The 12,804-nt window shown below is 73.6% G+C and carries 8 protein-coding genes; 3 read left to right on the top strand and 5 right to left on the bottom strand.

What is annotated here, in order from left to right:
• Positions 1–4 precede the first annotated feature (4 nt).
• The gene (locus SCATT_RS05215; RefSeq protein WP_014141891.1) at positions 5–1,021 is read left to right on the top strand and encodes a DUF3068 domain-containing protein; all 1,017 of its coding nucleotides are present in this window, start codon (positions 5–7) and stop codon (positions 1,019–1,021) included.
• Here SCATT_RS05215 and hrpB read toward each other — a convergent pair.
• Together hrpB and SCATT_RS05205 are read right to left on the bottom strand one after the other, a co-directional pair.
• Positions 958–3,480, bottom strand: a complete 2,523-nt coding sequence (hrpB, locus tag SCATT_RS05210; protein ID WP_014141890.1) for an ATP-dependent helicase HrpB — start codon at positions 3,478–3,480, stop codon at positions 958–960. The two genes, SCATT_RS05215 and hrpB, sit on opposite strands and share 64 nt — an antisense overlap.
• Before the next feature lie 13 nt (positions 3,481–3,493).
• Positions 3,494–4,384: a class I SAM-dependent methyltransferase gene (locus SCATT_RS05205; RefSeq protein ID WP_014627530.1), complete on the bottom strand. Its 891-nt coding sequence runs from the start codon at positions 4,382–4,384 to the stop codon at positions 3,494–3,496.
• A 316-nt stretch (positions 4,385–4,700) separates the two neighbouring features.
• On the opposite strand from SCATT_RS05205, the gene rpsA reads away from it, so the two are divergent.
• The gene (rpsA, locus tag SCATT_RS05200) at positions 4,701–6,197 is read left to right on the top strand and encodes a 30S ribosomal protein S1 (protein WP_014141888.1); all 1,497 of its coding nucleotides are present in this window, start codon (positions 4,701–4,703) and stop codon (positions 6,195–6,197) included.
• A 108-nt stretch (positions 6,198–6,305) separates the two neighbouring features.
• Here the strand turns inward: rpsA and SCATT_RS05195 are convergent, their stop codons facing one another.
• The 3 genes from SCATT_RS05195 to SCATT_RS05185 all read right to left on the bottom strand — a co-directional run bounded on the left by SCATT_RS05195 (position 6,306) and on the right by SCATT_RS05185 (position 11,429).
• Positions 6,306–7,439, bottom strand: coding sequence for an IS30 family transposase (locus tag SCATT_RS05195; protein WP_410176203.1), 1,134 nt, complete (start codon positions 7,437–7,439; stop codon positions 6,306–6,308).
• A 225-nt stretch (positions 7,440–7,664) separates the two neighbouring features.
• On the bottom strand, positions 7,665–8,618 hold the full coding sequence (locus SCATT_RS05190) for a right-handed parallel beta-helix repeat-containing protein (protein ID WP_014141886.1): 954 nt from the start codon (positions 8,616–8,618) through the stop codon (positions 7,665–7,667).
• Positions 8,619–8,804: 186 nt separating this feature from the next.
• A complete protein-coding gene (locus SCATT_RS05185; protein WP_202446979.1) occupies positions 8,805–11,429 on the bottom strand; it encodes a GH92 family glycosyl hydrolase in 2,625 nt (874 codons plus the stop codon).
• Between the two features lie 419 nt (positions 11,430–11,848).
• On the opposite strand from SCATT_RS05185, the gene SCATT_RS05180 reads away from it, so the two are divergent.
• Positions 11,849–12,787: a PAC2 family protein gene (locus SCATT_RS05180; RefSeq protein WP_014141883.1), complete on the top strand. Its 939-nt coding sequence runs from the start codon at positions 11,849–11,851 to the stop codon at positions 12,785–12,787.
• The last annotated feature ends 17 nt before the right edge of the window (positions 12,788–12,804 follow it).

Genomic DNA, 12,804 nt, shown 5'->3' with positions numbered 1-12,804 from the left:
GGTCGTGCGCCGGCGCTCCGCCCTCGTGGTCCTCGCCCTCGCCGTACTGTGCGCCACGCTCTCACCGCTGCTGCGCTGGTACGCCTTCCCCCGGCTGGCCCGCGTCCCGGCCGGCCAGTACCAGGTGGTGGTCCTGGAGGCGAGGAACGCCACCCTGCTCGACTACACCCGGATGAAGGCCGTCACCGTGCCGAAGGTCAGCATCGTGCAGACGCTCCGCGGCGACGTGGCCGCGGCCCGCCGGGTCCTGAGGGAGACCGGACGCCACGTGGTGGTCTGGGACGGCCTGTCGTACGTGGCCGACCCGCGCGGCCGGATGGTCTCCGAGATCCCCGAACGCTACGTCTTCGACGCCCACTCCCAGGCCCCGGTGCACGCCGCGGGGGAGAACGTGGACGGCGACCCGGTACGCCGCACGGGTATCGAGTACAAGTGGCCCTTCCTGACCGAGAAGCGCGACTACGACTACTTCGACCCGCAGACCCGCACCTCCGCCCCGATCCACTACCGCGGCACCCGCGCCTTCCACGGGCTGACGGTCTACTACTTCGAGCAGACCGTCCCGTGGACCCGGGTGCCGGTGCCCAGGAAGCTCCCGCTGGGGGTCACCCCGGCCGTCGTCCGGGCCGCCGGGATGGAGCGCTGGTACACCACCCGGCGCATGTTCTGGGTCGACCCGGTGACCGGCGCCCCGGTCGACGGCGAGGAGATCCACCGCGAGGAGATGCGCTACCCCGGCCGCCCCGGCACCCCGCCGCTCACCGCGTTCGCCGGGGACGTGCGGATGCGCCCCGACTACGTCGCCTCCACCGTCGCCCTGGTGAAGTCCCAGCGCCGGCTGGTGCTGCTGCTCACCACCTACCTGCCGTGGGGGCTGGCCGGCGCCGGGGCACTGCTGCTGGCGCTCGCCCTGGTGCTGGAGGCCCGCGGCCGTACCGTCCGCGCGGCCGGCCCCGCCTACCGGCGCGGGTTGGTACGGCGGGTGGGCTCCGCGGTCGCCGGGTCCTCCGGCCACGGGTGACGCGGGTACCGTCCGCGCAGTTCGGCCCGGACCGCGCGGTAGCCGTCCCGCCAGAACGACTCCAGGTCCGCCGTCACCGCCGCCGGACGCCCGGCCGGCGACAGCAGATGGACCAGCAGCGGCACCCGCCCGTCCGCGATGCGCGGGGTCCGGCGCAGCCCGAACAGCTCCTGCACCTTGACCGCCAGCACCGGCGGCCCGGACCCGTCCCCGTACTCGATCCGCACCCGTGAACCGCTCGGCACCTCGACGCGCTGCGGGGCCAGCTCCTCGAACCGGGCCGCCGCACCCGAGGCCCACGGCAGCAGCCGGGTCAGCGCCGCCCCGGCGTCCACCCGCTCCAGGTCGGCCCTCCGGCGCGCCGCGTCCAGCTCCGGGCCGAGCCATTCGTCCGCCGCCGCCAGCAGCGCCTCGTCGCTCATCGGCGGCCAGGGCGCGCCCAGTTCACGGTGGAGGAACGCCAGCCGCCCGCGCAGCGCCACCGCCTCCCGGCCCCAGCGCAGCAGCCCCAGGCCCTCCTGGCGCAGCCCCGTCAGCACGGCGGCCCGCAGCCGTTCTCGCCCCGGCTCCCGCAACGGCCGCTCGGACAGCTCGATCGCGCCCAGCCGTTCCACGTGCCGGGCCACCACGTCGCCGTGGTCCCAGCCGACCTCCTCGCCGGCCGACAGCAGCGGTGCCGCCGCCAGCCGCGCGGTCTCCTCGTCGACCGCCGCCGCCAGCCGGATCCGCGCCGACGCCGACCCCACCGGGCGGTCCGCCACCGCCACCGCCAGCCACGCCGCCCCCGACAGCCCGGTCCCCGGCACCGGATCCGCCGCCGTGCCCGAGGCCATCAGATAGCCGCCGCCGCGCCGCCGGGCCACCCGTTCCGGGAACGCCAGCGCCACCACGTAACCGGCGGCGGCGTCGTCCGGCCACCGGTGCCCGGCCCCCTCGCCGTCCGCCCCGGCCGCCACCGAGGCCAGCCGGCGGGCCTCCCGGCGCCACCGCTCGGCGTAGCCGTCACGGGCCGAGGCCGCCCGGCGCCAGGCGGCGGCGAGGTCGTCGCCGTACTCGCGCGGCGGCTCCTCGCTCAGCAGCGCGACCACCTCGGCCGCGCGGCGCGCCCCGAGCGTGCCGGCCGCGTCCAGCAGCGCCCGGGCCAGCCGGGGCGGCAGCCCGGCCGCCGCCAGCCGGTGACCGCGCGGCGTGGCCCGGCCGTCCGGATCGAGCGCGCCGATCGCCCGCAGCGTGCCGCGGGCCGCCGCCATCGCCCCGGCCGGCGGCGCGTCCGGCAGCGCGAGCCCGGCCGCCGCGGGGTCGCCCCAGCACGCCGCCTGGAGGGCGAAACCGGTCAGATCGGCCACCGCGATCTCCGGCGCCGGGAACCGCGGATACCCCGCGAACTCCGCCTCCGGCCAGCACCGGTACACCGTGCCGGGGGCCTCCCGCCCGGCCCGGCCCGCCCGCTGGTCCGCCGCCGCGTGGGAGACCCGTACCGTGGCGAGGGCGCCCAGCCCGCGCGCGTGGTCGGTGCGCGGTTCCCGGGCCAGCCCGCTGTCGACCACCACGCGCACCCCGGGGACGGTCAGGCTCGATTCGGCCACCGAGGTCGCCAGCAGCACCCGCCGCCGCGTCCCCGGCGACAGCGCCGCCTCCTGGACGGCGGCGGGCGCCCGGCCGTGCACCTGGAGCACGTCGATCCCGTCCCCGGCGAGCCCCGCGAGCGCCCCGGCGACCCGGGCGATCTCACCGACCCCGGGCAGGAAGCAGAGCACGTCCCCGGCGCGTTCCCGCAGCGCGCGCCGCACCACCGCCGCCACGTGCTCCAGCAGCGCGGGGTCGACCCGGGTGCCGTCCGGCGGGCGCACCGGACGCGCCGGCGGCGCCCACACCACCTCCACCGGGTGGGCCACCGAGGCCGCCCGGACCACCGGCGCCCCGTCCAGCAGCGCCGACCAGGCCGCGGTGTCCGTGGTCGCCGACGCCGCCACGATCCGCAGCCCGGGCCGGAGCGCCGCCCGCACGTCCAGCAGGAACGCCAGCGCGGTGTCGGCGTCGAGATGGCGCTCGTGGCACTCGTCGAGGACCACGGTGCCCACCCCGGGCAACTCCGGGTCGCGCAGCAGCCGCTGCACCAGCACGCCGGTGGTGACCACCTCCACCACGGTGGCCGGCGACACCTTCCGCTCGCCGCGCACCGTGAAGCCGACCCGGCCGCCGGCCTCCTCGCCCAGCAGCCACGCCATGCGCCGCGCCGCCGCGCGGGCCGCCATCCGCCGCGGCTCGGCGACGACCACCCGTGGCCCGTCCGCCGCCCCGGACGGGCCGTGCAGCCCGGCCAGCGCCAGCGGCACCAGCGTCGTCTTGCCGGTGCCCGGCGGTGCCGCCAGCACCGCGCAGCCGTGGTCCGCCAGCGCCGCCCGCAGCTCCGGCAGCGCGGCGGCGACGGGCAGCGAGGCCGCCTCGCTCCGTATCACCCCGGCCCGCCCGTCAGCCGCGTACGCAGACGAACACGGCGGTGCCCGGCAGCAGGGCGCCGCGCAGCGGGGACCAGCCGCCCCACTCCCGGGTGTTCCAGGCCGGCCACTCCGGCTCGACCAGGTCCACCAGGCGGAAGCCGGCGGCCGTGATCTCCCGTACCCGGTCGCCGAGGGTGCGGTGGTGCTCGACGTAGACCGCCCGGCCCGCCTCGTCCTGCTCGACGTAGGGGGTGCGGTCGAAGTAGGAGCCGGAGGCGGTCAGCCCCTCGGGGCCGGGTTCGTCCGGGAACGCCCAGCGGATCGGGTGGGTCACCGAGAACACCCACCGGCCGCCGGGCCGCAGCACCCGGTGCACCTCGCGCATCACCCGGGCCGAGTCCGCGACGAACGGCACCCCGCCGTACGCGGAGCAGGCCAGGTCGAAGCTGGCGGCGGCGAACGGCAGCGCGGCGGCGTCCGCCTGCACCAGCGGGAAGCCGGCACCGATCCGCCGGGCGTGGGTCAGCTGGCGGTGGGAGACGTCCAGCGCGGTCGGGCGGGCGCCCTGCGCGGCCAGCCAGCGCGAGCACTGGGCGGCGCCGGCGCCGATCTCCAGCACCGCGAGCCCGGCCAGGCCGCCGGCCGGGGCGAGCAGCCGGGCGTCCTGCTCGTAGAGTCCCTCGGGGCCCCACACGAACCGGTCGTCGCCGAGGAAGCCGCCGTGCTCGGCCTGGTACTCGTCGGCGTTGCGGTCCCACCACGAGCGGCTGGCCCGGGTGGACTCGGCCGCCCCCGCCGTCCGGCGCACCGCCTCCGGCTCCGCCCCGGCGGGCTGCCCGGCGCCGGCCGGTTCTCCGGCCGAAACCGGCGGTACTGCTACGGAATCCGGCTCACGGTGGTAAAACGTAGGGTCTTGGATCATCGCGGCGCTCGTCGTACCCTCATCGGTGACCTGGCGGGGGAGGTGTGCGCCGGTCTGGGGCGTTCTGTCCCTGGTGTGCTCTTCGCGCATTGACCATGCCCGGCTGCCCCCGTATGCTACAAGTTGCGCTGCGGGCCTGCGCACCTCGGACGGAGCAGGTTGCGCTCGCGTCTGTTGCAGACCTCTCGGTTGTTGAGGCGAAGATTCCGGATCCGGGACCCATCGCCTCGAAGCTGTCCGGAATCGGCAGAAGCGATACGGGCTCACGGCGTGGCAGTACCTACGACTTATTGTCCGTACCGGAGTCCTTTCCCTAATGACGAGCAGCACCGAGGCCCCCCGCACCACCCCGCAGGTGGCGGTCAACGACATCGGTTCCGAGGAAGCCTTCCTCGCCGCGATCGACGAGACGATCAAGTACTTCAACGACGGCGACATCGTCGACGGCGTCATCGTGAAGGTCGACCGGGACGAGGTCCTGCTCGACATCGGCTACAAGACCGAGGGCGTCATCCCCTCGCGCGAGCTGTCGATCAAGCACGACGTCGACCCCAACGAGGTCGTCGCCGTCGGTGACGAGATCGAGGCCCTCGTCCTCCAGAAGGAGGACAAGGAAGGCCGCCTGATCCTCTCGAAGAAGCGTGCCCAGTACGAGCGTGCCTGGGGCACCATCGAGAAGATCAAGGAAGAGGACGGCATCGTCACCGGTACCGTCATCGAGGTCGTCAAGGGCGGCCTCATCCTCGACATCGGCCTGCGCGGCTTCCTCCCGGCCTCCCTGGTCGAGATGCGTCGCGTCCGCGACCTGCAGCCGTACGTCGGCAAGGAGCTCGAAGCCAAGATCATCGAGCTGGACAAGAACCGCAACAACGTGGTCCTGTCCCGCCGTGCCTGGCTGGAGCAGACCCAGAGCGAGGTCCGCCAGACCTTCCTCACCACCCTCCAGAAGGGTCAGGTGCGGTCGGGTGTGGTCTCCTCGATCGTCAACTTCGGCGCCTTCGTGGACCTGGGCGGCGTGGACGGTCTGGTCCACGTCTCCGAGCTGTCCTGGAAGCACATCGACCACCCCTCCGAGGTCGTCGAGGTCGGCCAGGAGGTCACCGTCGAGGTCCTCGACGTCGACATGGACCGCGAGCGCGTCTCCCTGTCGCTCAAGGCGACCCAGGAAGACCCGTGGCAGCAGTTCGCCCGGACCCACCAGATCGGCCAGGTCGTCCCCGGCAAGGTCACCAAGCTGGTGCCGTTCGGTGCGTTCGTCCGCGTCGACGAGGGCATCGAGGGCCTGGTCCACATCTCCGAGCTGGCCGAGCGCCACGTCGAGATCCCGGAGCAGGTCGTCCAGGTCAACGACGAGATCTTCGTCAAGGTCATCGACATCGACCTGGAGCGCCGTCGCATCAGCCTGTCGCTGAAGCAGGCCAACGAGTCGTTCGGCGCCGACCCGTCGGCGGTCGAGTTCGACCCGACCCTGTACGGCATGGCCGCGTCCTACGACGACCAGGGCAACTACATCTACCCCGAGGGCTTCGACCCGGAGGCCAACGACTGGCTGCCCGGCTACGAGAAGCAGCGGGAGGAGTGGGAGCGCCAGTACGCCGAGGCGCAGGCTCGCTTCGAGCAGCACCAGGCGCAGGTCATCAAGTCCCGCGAGGCCGACGCCGAGGCCGCGGCCGAGGGCACCCAGGGTGCCCAGGGCGGCGGTCAGCCGACCGGCGGCTCGTACTCCTCGGAGTCCAGCGACACCTCCGGTGCGCTCGCCTCGGACGAGGCGCTGGCCGCGCTCCGCGAGAAGCTGGCCGGCGGCCAGAGCTGACGCTCCGGCCCTGACCTCGGTCGCTGGTCCGACCTGAGGCGGTAGCCACGAAGGCCCGGCATCCGGTGGGCGGTTTCTAGGGGTCGTCGCAACACGTGGTCGTGTTGATCAGGCCGCGAGCAGTTTATGCAGGCGCTCGGCTGGGGTTTCCCAGCCGAGCGTTTTGCGTGGGCGGCCGTTGAGTTCGGCAGCGACGGCGTCCAGGTGCTCGCGGGTGTGGACGGACAGGTCGGTGCCCTTGGGGAAGTACTGCCGCAGCAGGCCGTTGGTGTTCTCGTTGGAGCCGCGCTGCCAGGGGCTGGCCGGATCGCAGAAGTAGACCGGGATGTCGGTGGCGATGGTGAACGCGCCGTGCGCGGCCATCTCCGCGTCTTGGTCCCAGGTCAGCGAGCGCACCAGGTGGGCGGGCAGCGTCTGGACGGTGTCAGTCAGGGCGTCACGGACGTGCTCGGCGCTGCGGCCGTCGGGCAGGTGCAGGAGCATGACGTAGCGGGTGGCTCGTTCGACCAGGGTGCCGATGGCGGAGGCTCCGTCCTTGCCGATGATGAGGTCGCCCTCCCAGTGGCCGGGCACGGCCCGGTCTTCCGCCTCGGCGGGCCGTTCGCTGATCATCACCATGGGAGTGGAGAACCGCGGTTGGCGCTGCTGGGCCTGGCGGCGAGGCTTGCGCCGGGCGCGGCCGGTCCGCAGGGCGCGGGCCAGCTCGCGGCGCAGCTCTCCCCGGCCCTGGACATAGAGGGCCTGGTAGACCGTCTCGTGGACCACGTGCATCTCCGGCCGCTGGGGGAACTGTGCCCGCAGAGCCTGGCAGATCTGCTCGGGGCTCCACCGTAGATGCAGGCGATCCTGGATGAAGCGCCGCAGTTCGGGGTTCTGGCTGATCTTCCCCGGCTTGGGGCGGGGCCGGCGGGCATCGGCACGGGCCTGGGCTGCGTGTGGTCGGTACTGGCCGTTGCCCGGATGCCGGTTGCGGCGGATCTCGCGGCTGACGGTCGACGGGCTGCGGCCCAGCTCGGCCGCGATCGCCCGAACCGTGGCCTTCTCCCGCAGCCGGTCGGCGATGTAGATCCGGTCGTCCTCGCGCAGGTACCGGGACGGACCAGAAGGCGGCACCACCGCGTGGATCGGTGGCGCCGCCTTCTGCCGGCGGTCCGCGCTGCGGCCGTTCCGCCATCGCCGGCCGGTCTTCTCGTTGATACCGACGATCCGGCACGCCTCTTTGTTGCTCAGGCCCTGCTGCATGAGTTGGGAGTATGCCTCCCGCTCACGCAGCAGCTTCTTGGGCCCCTGAGCCACCGTCCGGATCTCCCGGATCTTGAAGTCCATCGCAGCATCCCCTGAACTGGGGTGTTGCGACGACCACTAGAACGGAAGGCGAAGGGGGCGGGCCTTCGCCGTTCCCGGATTCCGGACCGACGCCGGCGTCCCGTGCGGGGAGGGGGCGCGTTGTCGTGCGGGCGGGCGCGCTCAGCCCACCGGCACGCCGGGGTCGACCAGCCCCCGGCCGCCGGTGACGGTGTTGCCGGCGCCGATCGTCACCGGGCACGCCGCGCTGTAGTCGGTCACGTCGATGGCGTACCGGTCGGCCCCGGTGGCTCCGGTCAGATCGGCGTGGTTGCCGGTGAACACCGTGCCGCACCCCCAGTCGGGGGCGACCGCGTGCACCTGGAAGCCGTCGTTGAGGGTGTGGACGCCGGTGTTGTCCCGCACCGTCCAGCCGTTGCCCTTGACGTCCACCCAGGAGTCGTCGTAGTTGGCGTCGCTCAGTCCGCTGCCGTCGAAGGAGTTGCCGGCGATCAGGCCGCCGGTGGTGCCCTCCTTGATGTCGACGTTCTCGGCGCGCACGGCGGGGCCGATGGTGTTGTCCAGGATCCGGACCTGGTCGCTCCGGTCGGTCAGGTCGCCGGCGGTGCCCACGTAGACGCCCTCGCCGTAGCCGGGGCGGTCCCGTCCGGTGTCGTAGATCCGCGAGTTCTCGATCACCCCGTCGCCGCTGGACCGCCGGAAGTGGACGCCCTCCATCTGGAGCCCGTGCACGGTGACCGAGTCGAGGGTGACGTGGGTGGCGGAGTCCAGCACGATGCCCTTCTGGCCGCCGGTGACGGTGATGCCGTGGACCTGCCAGTAGCTCGCGCCGTCCAGATGGAGCCCGTAGCCGCCGCTCGCGGTGAGCACGGCGCGGGAGGAGCCGGTGAGGGTGATCGGCGCGGCGGCGGTGCCGGGCGTGGTGGCGGTGAAGTTGCCGGGGTAGACGGCGTCCGCGAGCTGGATGGTGTCGCCGGGTTCCGCCGCGGCCAGCGCGGACTTCAGCTGGCTCGCGGTGCTCACGGTGACGGTGGCGTGCGGCGCCGGGGCGGCGGCCACCAGCCCGCCCCCGGCGAGTACGGCCGCGGCGAGGAGCGGAACGGGGCGGACGCGCATGGGACCTCCCGAAGTGTCGTTCGCGTGACGGAACGATGAGCGCGATGCTGAACTCCCCAGCTGCGCGCCGAGGTTAGGTCCATACCAATGCGCCGTCAATCCCTCGCACACGCCTCCGCCCCGCCCCGGTACGGCGAAGGGCCGCGAGGTCGGCGACCCCGCGGCCCTCGCGCCTCGCGGCGGTGGTCAGCCGGTGACCGTCACCGTCACCGTGCGGCTCACCGTGGTGCCCCGGGCGTCCCGCAGCTCGACGCCGAGCTGGTAGGGGCCGGGCGCGGTGCCCGCCGGGACGGTCACCGTCAGCGGCACCTCGACGGTGGCCGGCAGCCCGTCCGAGCGCGCGCTCAGCCGCCGCCGTGCCGGATCCGCCGTCAGCGGAGCGGCGGCCGACGCGGTCAGCACGGCCCGGTCGGTGCCCGGCCCAGTGAGCACCGCGGAGGCGGTGAGCGTCGCCGTACCGTCGGCCGGGACGGTCACGGTGGCCGGGGCGACCCCGAGCGCCACGTGGTGGCCGACCGCCGTCACATGGTCGGTGGCCGGCGGCGCGTCACCGGGGCGGGTGCCCCAGGCGGAGGGCGCGGTGCCCACGGCGTAGGCGATCCGGCGCCCCGCCCTGATGTCCGCCGTGGTCACGTACGTGGACGGATGCCGCTTGCCGCCGACCCGTACGGACTGCACGTACCGGGCGCTGTCGGAGGTGCCGGGGGCGGAGATCACCAGCTTCCCGGCGGGGTAGTAGCGGCGGTCCAGGGTGAGTTCGACCCGGTCGAAGGCGGGCGTGGTCAGCCCCCAGACGGCCGAGCCGGGGGAGACGGGGAAGAGCCCCACCGAGGAGAGCACCTGCCACGACGACATGGTGCCCAGGTCGTCGTTGCCGGTGATGCCGTCCGGCTGGTCGGTGAAGAGCGTCAGCGCCGCGTGCACCACGTCGGTGGTCTTCCACGGCTGCCCGGTGGACAGATACGTGTACGGGGCGATCAGATCGGGCTCGTTCTGCGGGTTGTACTTGTCCTGGTTGTAGTAGGAATACGGCCCGTTGACCCAGACGTTGCGGGCGGTCCCGGCCGGGTCCTTGACGAGCTTGTCGTAGGCGAAGAAGGAATCCAGCCGCTGGTTGGCCGCGCCCTCGCCGCCGATCAGCGACACCAGTCCGGGCAGGTCCTGCGGCACCAGCCACATGTACTGCCAGGCGGTGCCCTCGTGGAAGCCCACGCTGTCCTTGGGGTCGGCCGGGCCGGTGAAGACCCCGTCGGCGTCCCGGGCCCGGAAGAAGCCGGTGCGCGGATCGAACACGTTGCGGTAGTTCTGCCCGCGCGCCGCGTACCGGCGGGCGTCGGCGCCGTGCCCGAGCCCGCGCGCCATCGTGCCCAGCGCGGCGTCGGCCAGCGCGTACTCCAGCGTCGCCGACGGCCCGTGGTCGTAGTCGTAGTCACCCGGCTTGTGCGGCGCCGACGGATCCAGCGGAACGAAACCGTCCGCCAGGTACCGCGGGTTGCCGCCGCGGCCCTCGTACGGGGAGTCGGCGCTCGGCACCGAGTCGGCGTTCTCGCGCAGCGCCCGGTACGCCTCCTCCTCGTGCCCGGCGAGCAGCCCCTGCTGGTAGGCGTTGACCAGGAACGGGGTCACCGGGTCGCCGGTCATGATGTTGGTCTCCACCGTGGCGTAGCCCCACTTGGGGAGCCAGCCGCCTTCCTGGTCCACCCGCAGCAGGGAGAGCGCCATGTCCCGCTCCTGGGCCGGCGCCAGCAGCGACAGCAGTTGCGCCTGGGTGCGGTAGGTGTCCCACAACGACCAGTTCTGGTAGTACGTGAACCCCTTCGCCCGGTGCACCTTGCCGTCCCAGCCGGTGTAACGGCCGTCGGTGTCGCTGCCGGTGTTGGGCGACAGCAGCGCGCGGTAGAGCGAGGAGTAGAAGACCCGCTGCCGGTCGGTGGTGCCGCCGCTGATCCGGGCCTCGGCCAGCCACCCTTCCCACGTCCGCCCGGCGCGCGCCGCGGTGTCGTCGAAGGTGCCGCGCCCCTCCTGGTCGAGGTTGCGCACCGCCCCGGCCGCGTCGACGTAGGAGATCGCGGTGGTCGCCACCACCGAGCGGTCGCCGTCGCGGGTGTCGAAGCGCACGTAGGCGCCGCGCAGGCCGGCCCCGTCGGAGGTGTCCGACCCGGCGGTGACGGACGCCCCGCTCCAGGTGCCGTGCGCGGTGAAGGGCCGGTTGAAACGGGTGACCGTGTACACCGTGTACGGCTGGGTGTCCTGGCAGAAACCGCGCCCGGTGATCGTCGCCGCCACGGTGTGGTCGTCCACCACGGTGACCGAACTGTTGACGACCTTGTGCAGCGCCTGACCGGTGTTGATCAGAACGTTGGCCTTGTCGGTGGCCGGGAAGGTGTAGCGCTGCCAGCCCGTCCGGGTCGTCGCCGTCAGCTCCGCGGTGATCCCGCCGTACGAGGTGAGCCCCACCCGGTAGTAGCCCGGCGACGCCTGCTCGTCGGCGTGCGTGTACGAGGCCGCGTACGCCGCGTCGTCGGTCGCGGTGACCTCGCCGGTGGTCGGCAGCACCGGCAGGTCGCCGCCGAGCCCGCAGCCGACCCCGGACAGGTGGACGGCGGAGAAGCCGCGGATGCTGCTCTGGTCGTAGTCGTAGCCGGTGTCGTGCCCGGTGTCGGGGGAGAGCTGCACCATGCCGAAGGGCAGCGCGGCCCCGGGGTAGGTGTTCCCCTCGTCCTTGGTGCCGATGAACGGGTTGACCAGGTCGGTCAGTCGGCCGTGCGACGCGGGCGCGGCGGCGTGCGCCACGGGAAGCGGTCCGGCCATGAAGAAGGCCGCCGCGAACGCGGCGACCACGGGGGCGCCCAGGCGCGAAGCGGGTAACCCGGGGCGCCGTGCGGTGCGGCGTGGAAAGGTCCCGGTGGCACCCGGCGCGCCCGGCACGGGTCTGTTCCGGCGGAAGATGGCCCTACGTAGCGTCAATGGCTCGTGTCCCTTCGTGCTGACAACGCTGTCAGTCCCCGTCGTCACCGATGCCGCGCCTTGGTCCGGTCGAGGATCCTCGACCCCGCCGGGACCGCTGTCAAGGCCGCTCACCGCACCATCCGCCCGGCGTGCCGCCGCACGTCATCACCGGCACGCGAAGATCACCCGCACGGCGTAACCCGCGCCGGTGCCGGCCGGTCCGGGAATGCCGCCGCCCGCCCGGACGTTGGCCGGTTGAAGAACAGGAAAGGGCGGTTACGGTGCTGGATCCGCAGGACATGTACGAACTCGAACCGGAAGGCGTGGACGCGGTCGACTCCGCGGACGTCGGCGGCCCGGTCCTCCTGTACCACCTCGACGGTTTCATCGACGCCGGCGAGACCGGTGAACTCCTCGTCGACCGACTGCTCGACGGCCTCGACCACCAGGTGGTGGCCCGCTTCGACGCCGACCGCCTGGTCGACTACCGGGCCCGACGCCCCCTGATGACCTTCCGCCGCGACCACTGGACCGACTACGAGGCCCCCGAGATCGCGCTGCGCCTGGTGCACGACGCCACCGGCACCCCGTTCCTGCTGCTCTCCGGCCCCGAACCGGACGTCCACTGGGAGGCGTTCGCGCAGGCCGTGCGCCGACTGGTGGAGCGCTTCGGGGTCCGCCTGTCGATCAACTTCCACGGCATACCGATGGGCGTCCCGCACACCCGGCCGGTCGGCATCACCCCGCACGGCAACCGCGTCGACCTGATGCCCGGCCACCGCGCCTGGTTCGACGAGGCCCAGGTCCCCGGCAGCGCCGAGTCGCTGATCGAACTGCGGCTCGCCGAGGCCGGCCACGACGTGCTGGGCGTCGCCGCCCACGTCCCCCACTACCTGGCCCGTTCCCCCTACCCCGACGCCTCGCTCGCCGTGCTGGAGGCGATCACCGCCGCCACCGGGCTGGTCCTCCCCGGCCCGGCCAGCGCGCTGCGCGCCGAATCCCACACCATCCGCGGCGAGATCGAGCGCCAGATCGCCGAGGGCGACGCCGAACTCGTCTCGGTCGTCCGCGGCCTGGAGACCCAGTACGACGCGCTGGCCGGCGCCGCCACCCGGGAGAGCCTGATGGCCGAGCCGATCGACCTGCCCTCCGCCGACGACCTCGGCGCCCAGTTCGAGCGCTTCCTCGCCGAACGGGAGAGCGGCGAGGGCGGCGCCTGACGCGGCACTAGGCTGGC

The sequence above is a fragment of the Streptantibioticus cattleyicolor NRRL 8057 = DSM 46488 genome (assembly GCF_000240165.1).
In the GTDB taxonomy this organism is placed as follows: Bacteria; Actinomycetota; Actinomycetes; order Streptomycetales; family Streptomycetaceae; genus Streptantibioticus; species Streptantibioticus cattleyicolor.
This window is presented reverse-complemented; position numbering and strand designations above follow the sequence as displayed.

Bases quoted from the DNA above. Each gene is read 5' to 3' on its own strand.
- SCATT_RS05205 (WP_014627530.1), bottom strand. From the start codon at position 4,384: ATGATCCAAGACCCTACGTTTTACCACCGTGAGCCGGATTCCGTAGCA.
- rpsA (WP_014141888.1), top strand. From the start codon at position 4,701: ATGACGAGCAGCACCGAGGCCCCCCGCACCACCCCGCAGGTGGCGGTC.
- SCATT_RS05195 (WP_410176203.1), bottom strand. From the start codon at position 7,439: ATGCAGCAGGGCCTGAGCAACAAAGAGGCGTGCCGGATCGTCGGTATC.
- SCATT_RS05190 (WP_014141886.1), bottom strand. From the start codon at position 8,618: ATGCGCGTCCGCCCCGTTCCGCTCCTCGCCGCGGCCGTACTCGCCGGG.
- SCATT_RS05185 (WP_202446979.1), bottom strand. From the start codon at position 11,429: ATGGCCGGACCGCTTCCCGTGGCGCACGCCGCCGCGCCCGCGTCGCAC.